General features: G+C 53.6%; 17 protein-coding genes and 5 tRNA genes. 3 read left to right on the top strand and 19 right to left on the bottom strand.

Going from position 1 to position 22,113, the window contains the following annotated elements; all coding sequences use genetic code 11:
• Window positions 1–174 precede the first annotated feature (174 nt).
• From AC3Y5R_RS08475 to miaB, 9 genes are all read right to left on the bottom strand, one after another.
• Window positions 175–900 (bottom strand): amino acid ABC transporter ATP-binding protein, encoded by a 726-nt coding sequence (locus AC3Y5R_RS08475; RefSeq protein ID WP_489920966.1) that lies wholly within the window; start codon window positions 898–900, stop codon window positions 175–177.
• Window positions 901–1,578 carry a glutamate/aspartate ABC transporter permease GltK gene (gene gltK, locus AC3Y5R_RS08480; protein ID WP_489920967.1) on the bottom strand — a complete coding sequence of 226 codons (678 nt, stop codon included), beginning with the start codon at window positions 1,576–1,578 and terminating at the stop codon, window positions 901–903. It abuts the gene before it with no gap.
• Window positions 1,578–2,318 (bottom strand): amino acid ABC transporter permease, encoded by a 741-nt coding sequence (locus AC3Y5R_RS08485; RefSeq protein WP_158780575.1) that lies wholly within the window; start codon window positions 2,316–2,318, stop codon window positions 1,578–1,580. The genes gltK and AC3Y5R_RS08485 overlap by 1 nt, the downstream gene beginning before the upstream one ends.
• Window positions 2,319–2,519: 201 nt before the next feature.
• Entirely contained in the window at window positions 2,520–3,422 is a 903-nt protein-coding gene (locus AC3Y5R_RS08490; RefSeq protein ID WP_489920968.1) for an amino acid ABC transporter substrate-binding protein, read from the bottom strand.
• A gap of 417 nt (window positions 3,423–3,839) precedes the next feature.
• Window positions 3,840–5,372, bottom strand: coding sequence for an apolipoprotein N-acyltransferase (gene lnt, locus AC3Y5R_RS08495; RefSeq protein ID WP_489920969.1), 1,533 nt, complete (start codon window positions 5,370–5,372; stop codon window positions 3,840–3,842).
• Between the two features lie 6 nt (window positions 5,373–5,378).
• Window positions 5,379–6,257 carry a CNNM family magnesium/cobalt transport protein CorC gene (gene corC / locus AC3Y5R_RS08500; RefSeq protein ID WP_158780572.1) on the bottom strand — a complete coding sequence of 293 codons (879 nt, stop codon included), beginning with the start codon at window positions 6,255–6,257 and terminating at the stop codon, window positions 5,379–5,381.
• Between the two features lie 76 nt (window positions 6,258–6,333).
• Window positions 6,334–6,807, bottom strand: a complete 474-nt coding sequence (gene ybeY / locus AC3Y5R_RS08505; protein ID WP_489920970.1) for an rRNA maturation RNase YbeY — start codon at window positions 6,805–6,807, stop codon at window positions 6,334–6,336.
• Window positions 6,804–7,868 carry a PhoH family protein gene (locus tag AC3Y5R_RS08510; protein ID WP_489920971.1) on the bottom strand — a complete coding sequence of 355 codons (1,065 nt, stop codon included), beginning with the start codon at window positions 7,866–7,868 and terminating at the stop codon, window positions 6,804–6,806. The genes ybeY and AC3Y5R_RS08510 overlap by 4 nt, the downstream gene beginning before the upstream one ends.
• A gap of 212 nt (window positions 7,869–8,080) precedes the next feature.
• Window positions 8,081–9,505 carry a tRNA (N6-isopentenyl adenosine(37)-C2)-methylthiotransferase MiaB gene (gene miaB / locus AC3Y5R_RS08515; RefSeq protein ID WP_489920972.1) on the bottom strand — a complete coding sequence of 475 codons (1,425 nt, stop codon included), beginning with the start codon at window positions 9,503–9,505 and terminating at the stop codon, window positions 8,081–8,083.
• 107 nt (window positions 9,506–9,612) lie between these two features.
• Between miaB and ubiF the strand changes: the two genes are divergently transcribed.
• Window positions 9,613–10,791 (top strand): 3-demethoxyubiquinol 3-hydroxylase, encoded by a 1,179-nt coding sequence (ubiF, locus tag AC3Y5R_RS08520; protein WP_489921017.1) that lies wholly within the window; start codon window positions 9,613–9,615, stop codon window positions 10,789–10,791.
• 144 nt (window positions 10,792–10,935) lie between these two features.
• On the opposite strand, the gene AC3Y5R_RS08525 is transcribed toward ubiF, so the two are convergent.
• From AC3Y5R_RS08525 to nagB, 10 genes are all read right to left on the bottom strand, one after another.
• Window positions 10,936–11,010, bottom strand: a tRNA-Gln gene (locus AC3Y5R_RS08525).
• 7 nt (window positions 11,011–11,017) lie between these two features.
• A tRNA-Met gene (locus AC3Y5R_RS08530) sits at window positions 11,018–11,094 on the bottom strand.
• Window positions 11,095–11,143: 49 nt separating this feature from the next.
• A tRNA-Gln gene (locus AC3Y5R_RS08535) sits at window positions 11,144–11,218 on the bottom strand.
• 24 nt (window positions 11,219–11,242) lie between these two features.
• Window positions 11,243–11,327 (bottom strand) — tRNA-Leu (locus AC3Y5R_RS08540).
• A gap of 8 nt (window positions 11,328–11,335) precedes the next feature.
• A tRNA-Met gene (locus AC3Y5R_RS08545) sits at window positions 11,336–11,412 on the bottom strand.
• Window positions 11,413–11,631: 219 nt separating this feature from the next.
• Complete coding sequence (asnB, locus tag AC3Y5R_RS08550; protein ID WP_489920973.1) at window positions 11,632–13,299, bottom strand: asparagine synthase B; 1,668 nt, start codon at window positions 13,297–13,299, stop codon at window positions 11,632–11,634.
• A 281-nt stretch (window positions 13,300–13,580) separates the two neighbouring features.
• Window positions 13,581–14,366 (bottom strand): HAD-IIA family hydrolase, encoded by a 786-nt coding sequence (locus tag AC3Y5R_RS08555; RefSeq protein ID WP_489920974.1) that lies wholly within the window; start codon window positions 14,364–14,366, stop codon window positions 13,581–13,583.
• Window positions 14,366–15,586 carry a DNA-binding transcriptional regulator NagC gene (gene nagC, locus AC3Y5R_RS08560; protein WP_489920975.1) on the bottom strand — a complete coding sequence of 407 codons (1,221 nt, stop codon included), beginning with the start codon at window positions 15,584–15,586 and terminating at the stop codon, window positions 14,366–14,368. Before nagC ends, AC3Y5R_RS08555 begins: the two co-directional genes overlap by 1 nt.
• A 16-nt stretch (window positions 15,587–15,602) precedes the next feature.
• Entirely contained in the window at window positions 15,603–16,742 is a 1,140-nt protein-coding gene (gene nagA / locus AC3Y5R_RS08565) for an N-acetylglucosamine-6-phosphate deacetylase (RefSeq protein WP_489920976.1), read from the bottom strand.
• 52 nt (window positions 16,743–16,794) lie between these two features.
• Complete coding sequence (gene nagB, locus AC3Y5R_RS08570) at window positions 16,795–17,595, bottom strand: glucosamine-6-phosphate deaminase (protein WP_489920977.1); 801 nt, start codon at window positions 17,593–17,595, stop codon at window positions 16,795–16,797.
• Window positions 17,596–17,933: 338 nt separating this feature from the next.
• On the opposite strand from nagB, the gene nagE reads away from it, so the two are divergent.
• Together nagE and glnS are read left to right on the top strand one after the other, a co-directional pair.
• On the top strand, window positions 17,934–19,961 hold the full coding sequence (gene nagE, locus AC3Y5R_RS08575) for an N-acetylglucosamine-specific PTS transporter subunit IIBC (protein ID WP_158780563.1): 2,028 nt from the start codon (window positions 17,934–17,936) through the stop codon (window positions 19,959–19,961).
• A gap of 153 nt (window positions 19,962–20,114) precedes the next feature.
• The gene (gene glnS / locus AC3Y5R_RS08580) at window positions 20,115–21,782 is read left to right on the top strand and encodes a glutamine--tRNA ligase (RefSeq protein WP_489920978.1); all 1,668 of its coding nucleotides are present in this window, start codon (window positions 20,115–20,117) and stop codon (window positions 21,780–21,782) included.
• Window positions 21,783–22,113 lie beyond the last annotated feature (331 nt).

Below are 22,113 nucleotides of genomic sequence, written 5' to 3' on the forward strand. Positions count from 1 at the left end.
GGTAAATCAGGGTAAAACAGCGCAGGCGCGGGGAACACTGGCTGCTCATAAAGACGCAAAAAGCACCGTCCATGGCGCGAGACGCTTTATTCCCAGCCTGTATTCTTGTTGCTTCAGATCTTTAAGTCAATTGCCCGAATTGCCATGTAAGGCTTAATTCGGGCTGACAGAAAATTAATGCAGGATTTTGGCGAGGAAGTCTTTCGCGCGATCTGACTGAGGATTATTGAAGAAGTCATCTTTCGGCGAATCTTCCACAATCTTGCCTTCATCCATAAAGATCACCCGGTTCGCCACCTTGCGGGCGAAGCCCATTTCGTGGGTCACCACCATCATGGTCATGCCTTCATTTGCCAGTTCGACCATGACATCCAGCACTTCGTTGATCATTTCCGGATCCAGTGCCGAAGTGGGTTCATCAAACAGCATGGCGATAGGGTCCATGCACAGCGCACGGGCGATGGCCACGCGCTGCTGCTGGCCGCCGGAAAGCTGGCCAGGATGCTTGTCGGCGTGGGCAGAGAGGCCGACACGCTCCAGCAGCTTCAGCCCTTTCTGCCGCGCTTCTTCTTTGTTGCGTTTGAGCACTTTTACCTGAGCAATTGTCAGGTTCTCGGCGATGGTCAGATGAGGGAACAGTTCAAAATGCTGGAACACCATGCCGACTTTGGAGCGCAACTGGGCGAGGTTAGTACGTTTGTCATTTACGCCTGTGCCGTTGACCTCAATGATGCCCTGCTGGATCGGCTCCAGACCGTTCACCGTTTTAATCAGGGTCGATTTGCCGGAGCCTGACGGGCCGCAAACTACCACTACTTCGCCTTTTTTAACTTCAGTAGAGCAGTCGGTCAGTACCTGAAAGTGACCATACCACTTCGAAACGTTTTTCAGGGTAATCATTTAAACTGTCCTTTTTTTCTTTAAATAGCTGACCAACAGTGAAGCGCTAAGGCTGATAACGAAATAGACGGCACCGGCGAACAGTACCATTTCAATCTCGGTTCCGTTGTTAATGCCGATGGTGTCGGCGGTACGGAAGAAGTCGGCAAGACTGAGTACGTAAACCAGTGAGGTATCCTGAAACAGAACGATGCCCTGGGTGAGCAGCAGTGGCACCATGGCGCGGAACGCCTGCGGCAGGATAATCAGCTGCATGGATTGCCAGTGTGTCATTCCCAGCGCCAGCGCGGCATTCCCCTGACCACGGGCAATACTCAGGATCCCGGCGCGAATAATTTCCGAATAGTAGGCGGCTTCAAACAGCGAGAACGCCACCATCGCGGAGATCAGACGGATATCGGTTTTAGGCGACAGGCCAAGCACCTGCTGCAGGAAGCTCGGCACCACCAGATAGAACCACAAAAGCACCATCACCAGCGGCACGGAGCGGAACAGGTTGACGTACAGCTTGGCGAACCAACTGATCGGCTTGAAGCTGGACAGGCGCATCACCGCCAGCAGCGTGCCCCAGATAATCCCGAAGACCACCGCCGTAATGGTGATTTTCAGCGTGATCACCATACCGTTCAACAGGTAAGGCAGGTTTGGAACAATAGTGCTCCAGTCAAAATCGTACATTATTTGCCTCCCATGCCGCCGGGCAGGCGAACTTTACGTTCCACCAGGCTCATCAGCAGCATCACCACCACGTTGATGCCAATATAGGCAACGGTAATAGCGGTAAATGATTCATAGGCGTGTGCGGAGTAGTCCAGCAGCTTGCCCGCCTGCGCCGCCATATCGACCAGCCCGATAGTGGAGGCGATAGCGGAGTTTTTCACCAGGTTAAGCATTTCCGAGGTCATCGGTGGCACAATCACCCGATAGGCATTGGGCAGCAAAACGTAACGGTAAGTCTGCGGCAGCGTCAGGCCCATCGCCAGCCCGGCGTTTTTCTGCCCGCGTGGCAGCGACTGGATCGCAGCCCGCACCTGCTCACAGACGCGGGCAGCGGTAAACAGCCCCAGACAGATCACCGAGCAGGTAAAGAACTGAATATTCGGATCCAGCTCGGATTTAAACCAGGTGCCGATGGATTCCGGCAGCAGCTCCGGCACCACCAGGTACCAGATAAAGAACTGCACGATCAGCGGTACGTTACGGAACAGTTCGACGTAACAGGTGCCGATGGCAGAGAGCAGGCGGTTGGGCACGGTGCGCAGGATACCAAACAGCGAACCGACAAAGAAAGCGATAATCCAGGCGCAGATCGACACGGCAATGGTGACTTTAAAGCCGGCCCACAGCCATCCCAGATAGGTGGTATTACCGAAAGGGGCCTGTTGCAGGAATATTCCCCAGTTCCAATCGATTGACATAAATAACTCCAGTAGAAAAAAAGGGTAGCGAAGCTACCCTGAAGATTGATGAGAGGCTTCTTGCTGTGCGTCATGGGGAACGACCACTTCGCACCTTTGCCTGAATGCCTGCCACTTTGCGGCGGCAGTTTCAGGCTGTTGTCTGTCCGAGCCTGTTTTCAACAATCATAGGGCAGCGGCTTGCCGCCCTTATTTTCGTTATTAGTTCAGTGCCTTGTCGTTTGGCGTTTTGAAAGTGGCTTTCATATCGTCAGACAGGGCGAAATTCATGTTGAGGTTTTTTGGTGGAATAGGCTGGCTGAACCACTTATCAAACCATTTGCCTGCTTCGCCCGAGGTCTGCTCTTTGGCGATGGTGTCATCCATCAGCTGTTTAAAGGTAGTGTCACCTTTGCGTAGCATACAGCCATAGGCTTCTTTCGACTGTGGCGTACCGACGATGACCCAGTTATCCGGTTTTTTGGCTTTTGCACGTTCACCAGCCAGCAGGGCATCATCCATCATAAAGGCCACGGCACGGCCGCTTTCCAGCGTGCGGAAAGAGTCCCCGTGATCTTTGGCGCTGATGATGCGCATACCCATTTTCTTCTCGTCATTCAGCTTGTTAAGCAGAATTTCAGAAGTGGTACCGGAGGTGACCACCACGGTTTTCCCTTTCAGGTCCGGGAAGTCTTTGATCGGGCTACCTTTTTTAACCAGTAAACGGGTGCCGATCACAAAGATAGTATCGGAGAACGCAGCCTGCTGCTGGCGCTCGGCGTTATTGGTGGTGGAGCCACACTCAAAATCGTAGGTGCCGTTTTGCAGCAGCGGAATACGGTTCTGCGAGGTGATCGGCAGCATTTTTACCTGCAGATCCGGCTTATTCAGCTTGGCTTTAATTGCCGCCACAATGGCGTTGGAATAATCCTGAGAATAGCCAACAACTTTTTGCTGATTATCGTAGTAAGAGAAAGGAACAGAAGATTCGCGGTGACCAACGACGATGACGCCGTTTTTAGCAATTTTATCCAGCGTGGACGTTTGCGGTGCATCTTCTGCATGGGCGAGTCCGGATGCAAGGCCAGCCAGTGCCAGGCACAGCCCCAGTTTCCGTAATTTCATCTCCAACTCCTTCAAAGTGTGACGCCTTAAAAGTGCGCCGATTGTGATGTTATGTTTATTTCCTGCTGCTTTTCTTTTTAATCCCAGGGCGTAACCGCACCTGAAAAGCCCTAACATAGCTGAATGTTAATGCAATGAAACAAAAAAGTTTCTTTTTTGCGAAGTATGCCGCACCAAATCGAGGCAATGTTTTGAGCAATGCTCCGCCCTGGGGCATTTCATGAGCCCTGATGGTGCGTACGCCGGTTCTGTATGGCTAACTGCAAACTGTTCAGCGGTTCTCGCCGTAATATTTTGCAATCATCGTGCCAAAATGTTTTTGTTAAAACATTTCTCAGCAGGATGTGCTTAGTGGTGCGGGGAGGTGGGAGGTTCCAAAAAAAACGCCGAACAGAGTTCAGCGCTTTCAGGAAAGGATTAGCGGCGATTACGCCAGCCGGTGATGACCGCTGCCAGACCAAACAGCAGCGTGATTATCCATACCGTCCAGTTGCCAAAACGGGCATACGGCGTCAGTCCCTGAGTCGGGGTGATTTTGGTTGCCAGTACGTCGGCTTTGAACTGCGGGATCATCTCTTCTGCATTGCCATCAGCGTTCACCACGGCAGTCACACCGTTGTTTGTATCGCGCAGCAGCGGACGGCCCAGTTCAAGAGCACGCATTCGCGCCATCTGGAAGTGCTGCCACGGGCCGATAGAGTGACCGAACCAGGCGTCATTAGAGATGGTCAGCAGGAAGTCGGTATCTGGGCGGAAATTATCCCTGACCTGCTGCCCCAGCACGATCTCATAGCAGATCGCGGCAGTCAGATTGTATCCGGCCACTTTCAACTGCGGCTGGATGTAGGCACCGCGGCTGAACGAGGACATTGGCAGATCGAAGAACGGCGCTAACGGACGAAGCAGGGTTTCCAGCGGCACAAACTCGCCGAACGGCACCAGATGGTTTTTCTGGTAGCGGTTGGTGCTGTTGTAATCGTATGGCCTGTCGCCGCCCAGCACGATGATCGAGTTGTAATCGTGATAGCGGTTATTCTCCAGCCGGGAGTCGACAATCCCGGTGATCAGGCTGCTGCCGTTGGCGCGCAGTTCTTCATCCATCGACTTAAGGAACGGCTGCTGATTGCTTTCGAGGTCCGGGATTGCGGACTCCGGCCAGATAATCAGCGGGGCTTTGCCAACATAGGGGCGGCTGAGTGAGGTATAAGTCCGCAGCGTGCTAATCAGCTGGTTGGGGTCCCACTTCAGCAACTGTGGAATGTTGCCCTGCACCAGCGCAACGTCAACTTCACGTTCCGGCATCGCCTGATACCAGCTGATCTGACGCAGCGGCCATGGCAGCAGCAGCAGAGCCAGCGCGGCAATAGCAGCCATCCAGTTGCGATGCACCGCCGCAAAGACTGCCAGCCCGGCGACAATCATCAGGACAAAGGTTATCCCTTCCACACCGGTCAGCGGTCCCAGCCCTTTCAGCGGACCATCAATCTGGCTGTAGCCAAACTGTAGCCACGGGAAGCCGGTCAGGATCCAGCCGCGCAGAAACTCGGTTATTTGCCACAGTACCGGCGCGGCTACCGTCAGGCGCAGCAGGGATTTTTTCGGGAACATCCGGTTGAGCAGGGCAGCAAACAGCATGGTGAACAGCGACAGATATGCCGCCAGCAGCACCACCAGGAAGACGTTAACCGGGCCGGGCATGCCGCCAAAGGTGGCGATGCTGACATAGACCCAGTTTATCCCGCTGCCGAACAGGCCAAAGCCCCAGACAAAGCCGATGGCCGTTGCCTGACGGGTGGAGCGGTCGAGGGTTAAAGCCAGCAGACCGGCCAGCGAAATCAGCGCGGCCGGCCAGAAGTCATACGGAGAGAACGCAAGGGTGCCAGAGGCACCCGTCAGCAGCGCTAAAAGCAGGCGAACCCGCTGACGCTGGTACACTGAGGCAATAGCCATTGAGAATTATTCTTCCAAAATCGGTTGCGGCGAGTTTTCCGGGATCCTGACATGAACCTGAATGATACGACGGCTGTCGGCCATTGCGACCTTAAACTGGTAACCGTCGATTTCAATGCTTTCGCCGCGTGCTGGCAGATGACCAAATGCCTGCATCACCAGACCGCCAATGGTGTCCACCTCTTCATCACTGAAGCTGGTTTCAAACACTTCATTAAAGTCTTCAATCGGAGTCAGCGCGCGGATGGTATAGGTGTGACGGCTCAACTGACGGACATCGCGATCTTCTTCGTCATCGTACTCGTCTTCGATTTCACCGACGATCAGTTCAAGAATATCTTCAATGGTCACCAGGCCGGAGACGCCGCCGAACTCATCGATCACAATCGCCATATGGTAGCGCTGCGAGCGGAACTCTTTCAGCATCCGGTCGACGCGCTTGCTTTCCGGCACCACCACGGCAGGGCGCAGCACTTTTTCAATACTGAACGGAGTGGACTGGCTGCTCATAAACGGCAGCAGGTCTTTCGCCATCAGAATGCCTTCAACATGGTCCTTATCTTCGCTGATCACCGGGAAGCGGGAGTGGGCGGACTCAATGATGGTCTCCAGGCACTCTTCCAGCGTCTGGTTCCGCTTCAGGGTAATCATCTGCGAGCGGGGGATCATGATGTCACGCACGCGCTGTTCGGCAATATCCATCACGCCTTCGAGCATGTCGCGGGTATCCGGATCGATCAGGTCTTTCTGCTCGGAATCGCGGATTAGCTCCAGCAGGTCGTCGCGGTTTTTAGGCTCACCGTGAAACAGCTGGTTGAGGATAAGGGTAAAAAATCCCTTTTTACTACTGGGACTGTCATTGTTCTGTGAATGGTCATCGCTCATGGCGTTTTGGTTTTGTCACTCATGTTGTGTGAGGGGGGGGCCCCTTCTGCCCTCAGGCAGAAGGGGACGATATTGACTACGGTAATTCTTTCTCCGAAATGTACGGATCGTCATAACCAAGAGCAAGCATTATCTCGGTCTCAATTGACTCCATCTCTTCGGCTTCGTCATCTTCAATGTGGTCATAACCCAGCAAATGCAGGCTGCCATGTACCACCATATGGGCCCAGTGAGCCAGCAGCGGCTTCTCCTGTTCCCCGGCTTCCTGCTCCACCACCTGGCGGCAGATGATCAGGTCGCCAAGCAGCGGCAGCTCGATGCCCGGCGGGGCTTCGAACGGGAAAGAGAGCACGTTGGTGGGTTTATCTTTACCGCGATAAGTGTGGTTCAGCTCGCGGCTTTCCGCCTCATCCACCACGCGAATTGTCACTTCACTCTCTTCCTGAAACTGCGGCAGCACCGCTTCCAGCCAGCAACGAAAATCAGATTCTGTCGGCAGCCCTTCCGGCTGTTCGCACGCCAGCTGTAAATCTAAAATCACGGTACTCATTTAGGCTCCTGTGAGGCCGCCAGCTGTATCGCCAGTGCTTCACGTTTCCGTTCTTCTGCCTGAGCATCGCGACGTTTTTGGTCGGCGGCTTCCCAGGCTTCATAGGCGATAACTACGCGGGCCACCACCGGGTGACGCACCACGTCTTCACTGTGGAAGAAGTTAAAGCTGATCTCATCCACTTCAGACAGCACTTCGATCGCGTGGCGCAGCCCCGATTTCAGGTTGCGCGGCAGGTCAATCTGCGTGACGTCCCCGGTGATCACCGCTTTGGAGTTAAAGCCAATACGGGTCAGGAACATCTTCATCTGTTCAATGGTGGTGTTCTGGCTTTCATCCAGAATAATAAACGCATCGTTCAGCGTACGGCCGCGCATATAGGCGAGCGGGGCCACTTCGATCACGTTACGTTCAATCAGTTTTTCAACCCGCTCAAAGCCCAGCATTTCAAACAGGGCATCGTAGAGCGGACGCAGATACGGGTCCACTTTCTGGCTGAGATCGCCCGGCAGGAAGCCCAGCTTTTCACCGGCCTCGACTGCAGGCCGGGTCAGCAGAATACGCCGGACTTCCTGACGCTCCAGGGCATCCACCGCCGCTGCTACGGCGAGGTAGGTTTTACCTGTCCCCGCAGGCCCGATACCGAAAGTGATGTCGTGGTCGAGGATGTTAGCGACATACTGCGCCTGATTGGGCGTGCGTGGTTTGATCACGCCGCGCTTGGTTTTGATGTTCACGGCTTTGCCGTATTCCGGCACGCTGTCCGCCGATTGCTCCAGCACGCGGCTCTCTTTGATTGCCAGATGAATCTGCTCCGGATCGATATCCGGAATATGACCACGCACTGGCGCGGTATCCACATACAGGTCGCGCAGGATGCGGGCGGCAGCATCCACCACCAGCGCTTTGCCCACCAGTTTGAAGGCGTTATCGCGGCGGTTGATTTCAATGCCTAACCGGCGTTCCAGCTGCTTGATATTGTCGTCAAACGGGCCGCAAAGGCTCAGCAGACGGTGGTTGTCAGCAGGGTCTAACGTGATTTCGCGTGTTTCAATATTCAAACTAATCCTTTGGGTCGCTCAGGGCCAGGTTGAGGATGGCTTATCATCGGCTTACGTCGCCAGTAACGCGCGGAGCCATAAAGGAATTATTTATGTCAGCGCGCCAATCCGCAAGCGCTGAAACGGATATTTGGGCGCGGTACGGACAAAGCAAGGGCAAGCGGATGATTTGCAGCGGCGAACCTGCGAGGCTCGCCGCAAAAGGTCGGGGTTCAGGGCTGGAAAGTGCCCACGCCCAGCTCGTTTTCTTTGCGTGTGCGCGCAATAACCGAGGCAGGGGTTTCCTGACTGCGCAGGCCCATCTGATCTTCAGTACGAACGAGGATGCCGCGCAGGGAGTTGGTGTAGACGTCAACGATTTCCACATCGACAAATTTTCCAATCATCTCAGGCGTGCCTTCGAAGTTAACCACACGGTTATTTTCGGTACGGCCAGACAGCTCCATCACATTTTTCCGTGAAGTGCCCTCCACCAGAATACGCTGTACGGTACCCAGCATACGGCGGCTCCATGCCATCGCCTGCTGGTTGATGCGATCCTGGAGGATATACAGGCGCTGTTTCTTCTCTTCGTCCGTCACGTCATCCGGCAGGTCGGCCGCTGGCGTTCCCGGACGGGGGGAGTAGATAAAGCTGAAGCTGGTATCGAAATTCACTTCGCCAATCAGCTTCATCGTCTGCTCAAAGTCCTGCTGTGTTTCGCCAGGGAAGCCAACAATAAAGTCTGAGCTGATCTGGATGTCCGGACGGGCAGCAATCAGCTTACGGATGATCGCTTTGTATTCCAGCGCGGTGTGGGTACGCTTCATCAGCGTCAGAATCCGGTCGGCACCGCTCTGTATCGGCAGATGCAGGAAGCTGACCAGCTCCGGCGTGTCGCGATAGACATCAATAATGTCTTCGGTGAACTCAATCGGATGGCTGGTGGTGAAGCGGATACGATCAATGCCGTCAATGGCTGCCACCAGGCGCAGCAGGTCGGCAAAGGAGCAGATTTCACCTTCAAAGTCTTCGCCACGGTAAGCATTGACGTTCTGCCCCAGCAGATTCACTTCACGCACGCCCTGCGCTGCCAGCTGGGCAATTTCAAACAGAATATCGTCGCACGGACGGCTCACTTCCTCGCCACGGGTGTAAGGCACCACGCAGAAGGTACAGTATTTGTTACAGCCTTCCATGATCGAAACGAAAGCCGACGGGCCATCTGCTTTCGGCTCTGGCAGACGATCAAATTTCTCAATTTCCGGGAAGCTGACGTCCACCACCGGGCTTTTCGAGCCGCGCACGGTGTTTATCATCTCTGGCAGACGATGCAGCGTCTGAGGACCAAAGACGATATCGACGCACTGAGCGCGCTGGCGGATAAGCTCGCCTTCCTGCGAGGCCACACAGCCGCCCACACCGATAATCACATCTGGTCTGGCGCGTTTAATCAGCTTCCAGCGGCCGAGCTGATGGAAAACCTTTTCCTGCGCTTTCTCGCGGATCGAGCAGGTATTGAGCAGCAGAACGTCAGCTTCTTCCGCCACATCAGTAAGGGTATAGCCATGGGTGCTGTTTAACAGGTCGGCCATTTTGGATGAATCGTACTCGTTCATCTGACAGCCCCAGGTTTTAATATGCAGTTTTTTAGTCATCTGGTTGCCATTAATCATGCTCGCGAAAATCCGGTACACTAGGGTAACAGAATAAGCCCTTGCAGGTGTAGGCGTAAGGGGCATGGATGTCTATGGGATTGAAAATGATGACAGAGACAACGCAGATTTGGGATGTTGCCGTGGTAGGCGGCGGAATGGTGGGCGCAGCGCTGGCCAGTGGTCTGGCCGGACAGGGGTTTAGCGTGGTGGTGCTTGAACAGCAGGAACCGGCAAATTTTGATGCAGAAAGCGCGCCCGACGTGAGGATTTCAGCCATTGGTGCCGCCTCGGTGGAGTTGCTGAAGCAGTTGGAAGTCTGGCCGCGGGTGCAGGCGATGCGCTGCACGCCTTACCGCAAACTGGTGACCTGGGAGTGGCAGACCGCGCAGGTGGGCTTCGATGCGCAGTCGCTGGGGCTACCCGAGCTGGGCTATATGGTGGAAAACAGTGTGCTGCAGCTGGCTCTGTGGCAGCGCTTGCAGCAGCAGGAGGTGAAGCTGATTTCCCCCGTACGACTGAAAGATCTGCAGCAATGCAACGGTGGCTGGCAGCTGACGCTGGAAAACGGCGAGACGATCGGGACGCGGTTAGTTGTCGGAGCCGATGGTGCCAACTCTCAGGTACGCCAGCTGTCAGGCATTGGCATCCACGGCTGGAATTATGCCCAGTCCTGTATGTTGATCAGCGTTTGTTGCGAACAGGATGCCGGGGATTGTACCTGGCAGCAGTTTACGCCAGAAGGCCCCCGCGCTTTCCTGCCACTGTTTGATCGCTGGGCTTCGCTGGTGTGGTACGACAGCCCGGCCCGCATTCGCCAACTGCAGGCGATGTCGATGACCCAGCTGGAACAGGAGATTAAAACGCACTTCCCGGCGCGATTAGGAAAAGTAGCGCCGGTTGCGGCTGGCTCTTTCCCGCTGGTTCGTCGCCATGCTACCCGCTATGTGCTTCCGGGGCTGGCTTTGGTCGGGGATGCCGCGCACACCATCAATCCGCTGGCGGGGCAGGGGGTTAATCTGGGATACCGTGACGTGGATGCTTTAATTGATACGCTAACCGCTTCGCGCAATCGCGCTGAGGACTGGGCCTCAGAAAGCGTGCTACTGCGCTACCAGCGTAAACGCCGGAAGGACAATTTACTGATGCAGAGCGGAATGGATCTGTTCTACTTCGCATTCAGCACGCCAGCAGCCCCATTACGCATTGTGCGCAATCTTGGGCTGATGGTTGCAGAGCGATCGGGTGTATTGAAACGGCAGGCTCTGCGCTACGCGCTGGGACTTTAAAAGACTTCTGTATGGCCGGAGGGAGTAACTTCCACCCGGCACTGTGAAGGCGAATTTGTCCGGGCTGTATCATTGATGTGGTACGCGGGATATTGCCAGAATTGAGACGTAAAAAAGCCCGCGTTAGCGGGCTTTTTTACTTATTGGCTGGGGTGCAGGGATTCGAACCCCGGAATGCTGGTATCAGAAACCAGTGCCTTACCGCTTGGCGACACCCCAATAAAATTGGTGGCTACTACGGGAATCGAACCTGTGACCCCAGCATTATGAGTGCTGTGCTCTAACCAGCTGAGCTAAGTAGCCTAATTTTACTGCGTCTTACTGTACTACATTTCTTCCTGAGAAGAAAAATTGGCTGGGGTACCTGGATTCGAACCAGGGAATGCCGGTATCAAAAACCGGTGCCTTACCGCTTGGCGATACCCCATCCGTGCAAAACCGTTTATGGAAATGGTGCGGGAGGCGAGACTTGAACTCGCACACCTTGCGGCGCCAGAACCTAAATCTGGTGCGTCTACCAATTTCGCCACTCCCGCAAAAAAGATGGTGGCTACGACGGGAATCGAACCTGTGACCCCAGCATTATGAGTGCTGTGCTCTAACCAGCTGAGCTACGTAGCCATCTTTTTTCGCGTTACCTTCATCGGCGTTGCGGGGCGCATTATGCGGAGTTGACCTAAAAGCGTCAACAAGTTTTTTCCCGTTTTTTGGCTGAACTGTTTCGTTTGACTGGCTTGTAACCAGCCTGGCGATTAAATCAACAAATATTGAACATAAACCGCATATTACTTTAAAAAAAACGGGCCGCTGAAGGCCCGTTTGTCTCAGATTAGCCTCAGGTTATTTATAGGCTGACTGATGGACACCCACGGCGCGTCCTGATGGATCGTCCATGGTTTTGAACGCTTCGTCCCATTCAATCGCCTTAGCAGAGGAACAGGCAACGGAAGGGCCGCCAGGTACGCATTCTGCCGCGCTGGCCAACGGGAACAGCTCTTCAAAGATCTCGCGGTACAGGTAGCCTTCTTTGGAGGATGGCGTGTTGTACGGGAAGCGGAAATGCGCGGTCTGCAACTGCTGGTCACTGATCTGCTTCGCTGCGGTTTCTTTAAGCGTATCGATCCAGCTGTAGCCCACGCCGTCAGAGAACTGCTCTTTCTGACGCCATGCGACACTTTCCGGAAGGTAAGAGGAGAAGCACTCACGCAGGATGTGTTTTTCCATTTTGCCATTCGCGCCACACATTTTGTCTTCCGGGTTGATGCGCATCGCCACGTCGAGGAACTTTTTGTCCAGGAACGGGACGCGAGCTTCCACACCCCAGGCAGACATCGCTTTGTTGGCACGCGCACAGTCGAACATGTGCAGGGCCAACAGCTTACGAACGTTCTCCTCGTGGAACTCTTTGGCGTTGGGTGCCTTATGGAAGTACAGGTAGCCACCGAACACTTCGTCAGCACCTTCGCCAGACAGCACCATTTTGATGCCCATCGCTTTGATCTTACGTGACATCAGATACATCGGCGTGGAAGCGCGAATGGTAGTCACGTCATATGTTTCAATGTGATAGATTACATCGCGGATCGCATCCAGGCCTTCCTGCACGGTGAAGTGGATCTCGTGATGCACTGTTCCCAGATGGTCAGCAACGGATTTTGCTGCTTTCAAATCCGGCGAGCCTGCCAGCCCGACGGCGAAGGAGTGCAGTTGAGGCCACCAGGCCTCGCTCTTATCCTGATCTTCCACCCGTTTGGCGGCAAACTTCTTGGTCACTGCCGAAATAATAGAGGAGTCCAGACCGCCGGAGAGCAGTACGCCGTAAGGCACGTCTGACATCAGATGGCTTTTCACGGACTCTTCCAGCGCGTCTTTTAATGCCCCAGCGTCGGTTTTGTTGTACTCAACCGCTTCATAGCTGAACCAGTCGCGCTGCCAGTAACGGCGGATCTCACCGTCGGTGCTGGACATGTAGCTTCCCGGCGGGAACTCTTTCAGGGTTTTACACACCGGCACCAGCGCCTTCATTTCTGAAGCCACAAACAGGTTGCCGTGCTCGTCATTGCCCATGTACAGCGGGATGATGCCGATATGGTCACGGCCGATCAGGTAAGTGTTTTTCACTGAGTCATACAGGATAAAGGCAAACATGCCCTGCAGATCGTCGAGGAAGTCGACGCCTTTTTCCTGATACAGCGCCAGAATCACTTCACAGTCGGATTCGGTCTGGAATTCGTAGCGGTCACCCAGCTCGGCACGAAGCGCCCGATGGTTGTAGATTTCACCGTTCACTGCCAGAACATGCGTATGGGCGGCGTTATACAGCGGCTGTGCGCCGTTATTGACGTCGACAATTGACAGACGTTCGTGAGCCAGAATCGCGTGGTCATCGGCGTAGACGCCGGACCAGTCCGGGCCACGGTGACGCATAAGACGGGAAAGCTCCAGAGCTTTCTTACGCAGTTCAACTGGATCGCTTTTGAGATCCAACACGCCAAAAATAGAACACATAGCTAACTCCCTAACGACATCCCAGACGGTGATGATGGTAATTACGTGAATGTGAATGGCGAACGTTTCGCCCGATGCATAAGAAAATGCAATATCTCGCTATGGTGATGCAAGCAATTTAGCTTTTCTCTGAAAAATAGTCTGTTGACCAAGCTGAAATATTAACGGATATGCAATGAATGGCGGCTTAAATTGCATAAACCTTAATTTTTTCGTTAAAGTGGATAAAAAAGCATCAGGCGGGTGAGCAGCAAAGCCCGGCGCGCTGGCCGGGCTGATTGTCAGAAAATATCGATATCGGCAACCGAGGGGAAAACCCAGCTTGGGCGGAAAGGCATCGCATCGACATCGCTCAGCGTTGAGACGCCGGACAGCACCAGAATCGTCTCCAGACCGGCCTGGAAGCCTGCCAGGATATCAGTACGCAGGTTATCGCCCACGATCACTGTTTCCTCTGAGTGCGCCTGCATTTTATTCAGGGCCGCACGGATAATCCACGGGCTGGGTTTTCCCACGTAGAAAGGCTGACGGCCGGAGATTTTCTCAATCCCGGCGCAAAGCGCGCCACAGGCGGGCACAAAGCCGCGGGCATGGGTATCCGGATTGGTGGCAATAAAGCGTGCGCCGTTGGCAACAAAGTAGGCGGCCTTATGCATCATGTCCCAGTTAAAGGAGCGGGTTTCACCGACAATAACGAAATCCGGATTGATATCAGTGATGGTGAATCCGGCTTTATACAGCTCGTGGATTAGCGCACCTTCGCCTATCACATAGGCCTTCTTACCTTCCTGACGGCGCAGGAAATCAGCCGTTGCCATGGCTGAGGTATAAAAGACGCTGTCCGGCAGGTCGATACCCGCAGAGGCAAAACGGTTGGAGAGATCGAGTGCGGTCTGCGAAGGGTAGTTGGTCAGCACGACCAGCGGCATCCCTTTTTCGAGAATACGCTGCAGGAATTCATTAGCCCCTGGTACAGCGGTGTTGTCATGCATCAGCACACCGTCAATGTCGCAAATGACGTTTTTCAGGGTGACTTTTTCACTGTCTTTCAGGGTCAGGGCGCTCATTAACCTTCCAGTAAATGTTGTAACAGAATGCCGTTAAGCATGGCCCGTTTCGCCAGCGCGAAAGCGCCAATGGCGGAACGATGATCGATTTCTGAACGCACTACCGGCAGATTTTTGCGGAAGGCCTTCAGGACCTGAGTGTTGATACAGCCTTCAATCGCTGGCAGCAGGACTTTATCCGCTTCAATAATTTCTCCGGCGATCACCACTTTCTGAGGATTAAACAGGTTGATGGCAATGGCGATAGCTTTACCCAGATGACGGCCAACATGTTCAATCACTTCTGCCGCCAGCGCATCACCACGGTTCGCGGCTTTGCAAATCTGCGGCATCTGGCAATCATCCATGGTCAGCGAGCTGGGGTAGCCCTGCGTCAGCAAATGGCGCACGCGATTTTCAATCGCCGTATTTGCCGCAATAGTCTCCAGGCAACCGAAATTACCACAGTGGCAGCGCTCACCCAACGGGTCAACCTGGATATGGCCGATCTCGCCCACGTTGCCATTGCTGCCGAGGAAGATATGGCCGTTGGCAATAATTCCGGCCCCGGTGCCACGGTGCACTCGCACCAGAATAGAGTCTGCACAGTCGCGGGATGCACCAAAGTAGTGCTCTGCCAGCGCCAGACTGCGGATATCATGACCTACAAAACTGGTGACATTGAAACGTTGCTGAAGATTGGCGACCAGCGGCCAGTGATGAACATGGATGTGAGGCATATAGCGGATCACCCCATTATTCGGATCCACCAGACCTGGCAGGATCACGGAAATGGCAATCAACTCACGCAGTTTACGCTGATGCTGTTCACAAAATTTTTCAATGGCACTGAAGAGGGCGTTTTCCAGCGTTTCCTGCGTCTGCTCCGGCAGCGAATAATCTTCCTGCGCCAGAGACTTGCCGCTGAGATCGAACAGGGTGAGGGTGGCATCGCTGCGGCCGAGGCGGACACCGATAGTATTGAAACCGCGAGTTTCGGTGACGATTGAGATAGCGCGGCGGCCACCGGTGGAGGCCTGCTGATCCACTTCTTTGATCAGCCCGCGTTCAATCAGCTGGCGGGTAATCTTGGTGACGCTGGCGGGTGCAAGCTGGCTGTGTTCGGCAATCTGAATACGCGAAATCGGACCCTGCTGGTCGATCAGCCGGTAAACGGCTGCGCTGTTAAGTTGCTTAACTAAATCAACATTTCCAATTTGTGCCTGGCCGCCAGTGGTCATTCAGTCTCTACTCGCTTTAGACCTCGTTACCATTAACGATGGTCTTGATTATTTTATAGTCACGGGTGAAAACGGTCAGGTTTGCAACTTTTCCAACTTCCACCGAACCTAATTTGTCCTCAATACCCATCGCGCGGGCTGGGTACAGCGTTGCCATGCGCAGCGTCTCATCCAGCGCGATGCCTGCATGTTCGACGCTGTTCGCCACAGCTTCGATCATAGTCAGGGCCGAACCGCTGAGAGTGCCGTTCTCATCAACGCAGAGTCCATCACGATAGTATATTGTTTTTCCTGCGAAAATGAACCGATCAATGGTCGCACCCGCTGGCGCGGTGGCATCGGTAACCAGGATAAGCTTGTCGCCCTTGATGCGTTTGGCATTACGGATATTAGCGTAGTGGACATGTAAACCATCGGCAATGATGCCGCACCAGACGTCTGGTGAGTCAAACAGCGCGCCGATCAGACCCGGTTCACGCCCGGTAATGGTTGGCATCGCGTTATATAAATGAGTGGCAAAGCTGACACCAGCTGAAATACCGCGACGGGCTTCATCATGGGTGGCATGCGAGTGCCCGGCGGAGATGACGATCCCAGCCTTGCTCAGACGGCGGATAACATCGCTGTCGACCTGTTCCGGTGCCAGAGTGATTTGGCCGATAACATCGGCATTTTCACACAGGAAGTCGACTAACTCTTTAGTAGGGGTACGGATCAGCGCCGGATTGTGGGTGCCCGGTTTACGCGGGCTTAACCACGGACCTTCCAGATGCAGACCGAGCGCCTTGTTGGCGTTCTGCGCCAGATAAGCGCGCATCACTTCAACCGCGCGTTTCATCATCTCATCGGTACTGGTGATCAGCGTTGGCAGAAAGCTGGTACAGCCAGATTTCTCATTGGCTTTCTGCATGATATTCAGGGTTTCAACGCTGATTGCTGCTAAGTCGTCGTTGAACTGCACACCACCGCAGCCGTTAAGCTGCAGGTCGATAAAACCGGGAGCAATCAGTGCGCCATTGACATCGCGCGTTGCCACGCCGGCAGAAAGTTCATCCAGTGCACAAACGCGCTCAATCAGGCCATCAGCAATTACAACAGCATGATTATCAAGGATTTCGTGACCGGTAAAGATACGGCCATTCGTTAAAGCGTACATAATATTCTCCCGGCATTATCCGCCTCGTGGCGGTTAACCATGTGCTGATAACTTACAGATTTTTCATATTTTCCGCTTCCATTTCGCGGAAATACTTTACGGTTTTCACTTTCAGTTCCATGGTCGCTGGTTCGTCACAGACCACCACGGATTTGGCATGCAGCTGCAGACAGCTGATGGTCCACATATGGTTGACGTTCCCTTCCACAGCAGCCTGCAGTGCCTGAGCTTTCACATGGCCGGTCACCAGAATCATCACTTCTTCTGCATCCAGCAGCGTTCCCACACCCACGGTCAGCGCGTACTTAGGCACCTGATCAACATCGCCGTCGAAGAAGCGAGAGTTAGCCACGCGGGTATCGTGAGTCAAGGTTTTAATACGGGTACGGGATGCCAGAGAAGAGGCCGGTTCGTTAAAAGCGATGTGACCATCGTTACCCACGCCGCCCATAAACAGGTTAATCTTGCCGTATGAGCGGATTTTCTCTTCATATTGACGGCATTCTGCGTCAATATCCGGGGCATTACCATTAAGAAGATTGATATTTTCGCTTTGAATATCAACATGATCAAAAAAGTTACGGTACATGAAACTGTGGTAACTTTCCGGATGTTCTTTCGGCAGGCCAACATACTCATCCATGTTAAAGGTGACCACGTGTTTAAAACTGACCTGGCCTGCTTTATGCATATCGATTAAATGCTTGTAGGCTTCCAGCGGCGTGCCACCGGTTGGCAGACCCAGCACAAATGGACGCTCGGCGGTTGGTTTGAACGCATTGATGCGGTTAACGATGTGGCGGGCGGCCCATTTGCCGACCTGGGTCGGAGTAGCCAGAGGAATCAGTCTCATGTATCACCTCACTGTAAGCAGAGTTTGAAAGGGGTTCACGATGCCCATGTTGCTGCTTATAAGCGTAACGGTCTGGGCTGTTATCCGCGAGGGATAAATCCGTGTTGATTTTTCGGATCATAAAATAAGTTTGCGGGAGATGCCATACAAAGGTGTAAGGAAGGAGAGATTTTGGTGATAAAAGTCACATAAACAGCGGTTTTAATTTGCGAAGCGAATTAATTTTTTTTTACACTCCATCACGTGGTTTTGTCTGTCATTCAGAAACCAACTAACCGTGATAATAATACAAAACGGTTACTGGCGCCTTAACGGGTCTCATAGGGGGAAAGGATAATATGCTTAGTTATTTACAAAAAGTAGGCAGGGCGCTAATGGTGCCGGTAGCAACGCTACCTGCTGCCGCCATCCTGATGGGGGTGGGCTACTGGCTCGACCCGGATGCTTGGGGTGCTGGCAATGCTCTGGCGGCATTGCTGATCAAGTCCGGATCGGCAATTATTGAAAATATGTCCGTGCTGTTCGCCATCGGTGTGGCTTATGGCATGTCGAAAGATAAAGACGGTGCGGCTGCACTGACTGGCTTTGTCGGCTTCCTGGTGGTCACCACGCTGTGTTCGCCTGCGGCAGTGTCGATGATTCAGAAAATTCCGGTCGATCAGGTTCCTGCTGCGTTTGGCAAAATCAACAACCAGTTCGTGGGTATCCTGGTGGGGATTATCTCTGCGGAAATGTATAACCGCTTCAGTCACGTTGAGCTGCCTAAAGCGCTCTCCTTCTTCAGCGGTCGTCGTCTGGTGCCCATTCTGGTCTCCTTCCTGATGATCCTGGTGGCGTTTATTCTGATGTACCTCTGGCCGTTGATCTTTGGTGGCCTGGTCAGCTTTGGTGAGCACATCCAGAAACTGGGCTCTGCGGGCGCAGGGGTCTACGCCTTCTTCAACCGTTTACTGATCCCGGTTGGTCTGCATCACGCACTGAACTCCGTGTTCTGGTTTGATGTGGCCGGAATTAACGATATCCCCAACTTCCTGGGTGGCGCGCAGTCACTGGAAAGTGGCAAAGCCGTGGTTGGTATCACCGGTCGCTATCAGGCGGGCTTCTTCCCAATCATGATGTTTGGTCTGCCAGGCGCCGCACTGGCGATTTACCAGTGTGCACGCCCTGAAAATCGTGCCAAAGTCGGCGGGATTATGCTGGCCGCCGCGTTTGCTTCCTTCTTTACCGGTATCACTGAACCGCTGGAATTCTCCTTCATGTTCGTGGCTCCGGTGCTGTACTTCATCCACGCACTGCTGACCGGTATCTCCGTATTTATTGCGGCAAGCATGCACTGGATTTCAGGTTTCGGTTTCAGCGCCGGGCTGGTGGATATGGTGCTCTCTTCACGTAACCCGCTGGCAACACACTGGTATATGCTGATCCCGCAGGGCCTGGTGTTCTTCGTTATCTACTATGTGGTCTTCCGTTTCACCATCAAAAAATTCAACCTGCTAACGCCTGGCCGCGAGCTGGCCGTAGACGGTGATGAAAGTGATGGTTATGACACTAATGTTGACCATTCAGGTAACAAAGAGTCAGAAACTGAAACGCTGGCACGTCGCTATATTGGTGCGGTGGGCGGTTCTGACAACCTCACCGGTATTGATGCCTGTATCACTCGTCTGCGCCTGAACGTTAAGGACAGCGCGGAGATCAATGAGTCACTGGCTAAACGCCTTGGCGCTTCCGGCGTTATCCGCCTGAATAAACAGAGCGTGCAGATCATCGTTGGTACTCGTGCAGAAACGATTGCCTCCGCTATGAAAACCGTGCTGAGTAAAGGCCCGGTCAGTGCTGCGGCCCCGGGTGTTGCAGCTGCCGTCTCTCCGGTTGCTCCTCAGGCAGTTCCTAACGCCGCCAAAGGCATCATTGGGACGCTGGTTGCGCCAGTCAGCGGGGAAGTGGTTGCCCTGGAGCAGGTTCCGGACGAAGCATTCGCCAGCAAAGCGGTGGGTGATGGACTGGCCATCAAACCAACCAGCAGCACGGTGGTCTCACCGGCTAACGGCACCGTGGTAAAAATCTTCAACACCAATCACGCCTTCTGTCTGGAAACGGATAAAGGGATTGAGGTGGTGGTGCATATGGGGCTGGACACCGTCGCGCTGGACGGCAAGGGCTTCACTCGCCTGGTGGAAGAGGGGACTGAGGTCACCGCTGGACAGCCAGTGCTGGAGATGGACCTGGCCTTCCTCAACGCCAACGCCCGTTCGATGATCAGCCCGATCGTTGTCAGCAATATCGACGACTTCAGCGGTATCACGCTGGTGGCTGGCGAAACGGTCATTGCCGGTGAAAGCCGCCTGTATGAAATTAACGGTTAACGGCAGGTTACGTTAAACTGACAGGGCGGGAAGCAATTCCCGCCCTTTTTTTATTGGAATACTGTAACAAACGGTTGTTTCCCTGCCCGGCTTTGTGGATCATACTCCGTTATTTCACGCACTAATTTATATAGCATTACTGAGGAAATTAAGATGAGTGAGGCAGAAGCCCGCCCAACTAACTTTATTCGTCAGATCATCGACGAAGATCTGGCGACCGGTAAGCATGACAGCGTGCATACCCGTTTCCCGCCGGAACCGAATGGTTATCTGCACATTGGTCATGCCAAATCTATCTGCCTCAACTTTGGTATTGCGCAAGATTATCAGGGGCAGTGCAACCTGCGTTTTGATGACACTAACCCGGTGAAAGAAGACCTGGAATTCGTTGAGTCGATCAAGCAGGACGTGCAGTGGCTGGGCTTTGAATGGACGGGCAACGTTCGTTACTCCTCTGACTATTTCGATCAGCTGCACCACTACGCCATTGAGTTAATCAACAAGGGCCTGGCCTACGTTGATGAGCTGACGCCGGAACAAATCCGTGAATACCGTGGCACGCTGACCTCTCCTGGCAAACACAGCCCATACCGCGATCGCAGCGTGGAAGAGAACCTTGAGCTGTTTGAGAAAATGCGTAACGGCGAATTTGCCGAGGGAACTGCCTGTCTGCGCGCCAAAATCGATATGGCCTCCAACTTTATCGTGATGCGCGATCCGGTGCTGTACCGTATTAAATTCGCTGAGCATCATCAAACCGGCAACAAATGGTGCATCTACCCGATGTATGACTTTACCCACTGCATTTCCGATGCGCTGGAAGGGATTACCCATTCACTCTGTACGCTGGAGTTCCAGGATAACCGTCGTCTGTATGACTGGGTGCTTGATAACATCACCATTCCTGTGCATCCGCGTCAGTATGAGTTCTCGCGCCTGAATCTCGAATACACCGTGATGTCCAAGCGTAAGCTGACTCAGCTGGTGGCCGATAAGGTGGTGGAAGGCTGGGATGACCCACGTATGCTGACCGTTTCCGGCCTGCGTCGCCGTGGCTACTCCGCTGCTTCCATCCGCGAGTTCTGCCGCCGTATCGGCGTGACCAAGCAGGATAACATCGTGGAGATGGCGTCGCTGGAATCCTGTATCCGTGACGATCTGAATGAAAACGCTCCACGTGCGATGGCGGTTCTCGATCCGGTTAAGCTGGTGATTGAAAACCTGCCGTCCAGTCACGAAGAGATCATCACCATGCCGAACCATCCGAACAAACCGGAGATGGGGACGCGCCAGGTGCCGTTCAGTCGCGAAATCTATATTGATCGTGCTGACTTCCGTGAAGAAGCTAATAAGCATTACAAGCGTCTGGTGCTGGGTAAAGAAGTTCGCCTGCGCAACGCCTACGTGATCAAAGCGGAGCGCGTGGCAAAGGATGAAGAGGGCAATATCACCTGCCTGTTCTGCACCTGCGATGTGAACACGCTGAGCAAAGATCCGGCTGACGGCCGTAAAGTGAAGGGCGTGATCCACTGGGTTTCCGCCGGGCACGCGCTGCCAGCAGAATTCCGCCTGTACGATCGCCTGTTTAGCGTACCGAATCCTGGTGCGGCAGAGGACTTCCTGACCACCATCAACCCGGAGTCGCTGCTGATCCGTCAGGGCTTTGTAGAGACCAGCCTGCAGCAGGCTGAGGCTGCCAAATCGTATCAGTTCGAGCGTGAAGGGTACTTCTGTGCCGACAGCCGTTACTCCGCGCCGAACAAGCTGGTGTTTAACCGCACCGTTGGCTTGCGTGATACGTGGGCTAAAGCGGGCGAATAATTTTTTCGCTGAGCATGCAGAACGCAGCCTCCGGGCTGCGTTTTTTTTCCCCTTAATCTGCAATAAAACGGCATCGTTATTTTTTGATGTGAATTATCTCAGGTTATAAAGTCACTATTATTGTTAATTGTTGGGCATATCAGGAAATATGCAGTCTGAAATGAACCTGATATTTATAACATGCGCATTACATACTGCGTGTTATGTGGTGCAGGTCATACTTTCATCTCATGGAATGCACAAAAAATTGATAATTTGCGTCGCGAAAAATATCATCAATAACAGATAAAAAAGAAAATAAGTTATGCATAATAATCCCGATCTTGATGAT

This window comes from Erwinia sp. 009765445, assembly GCF_058137865.1.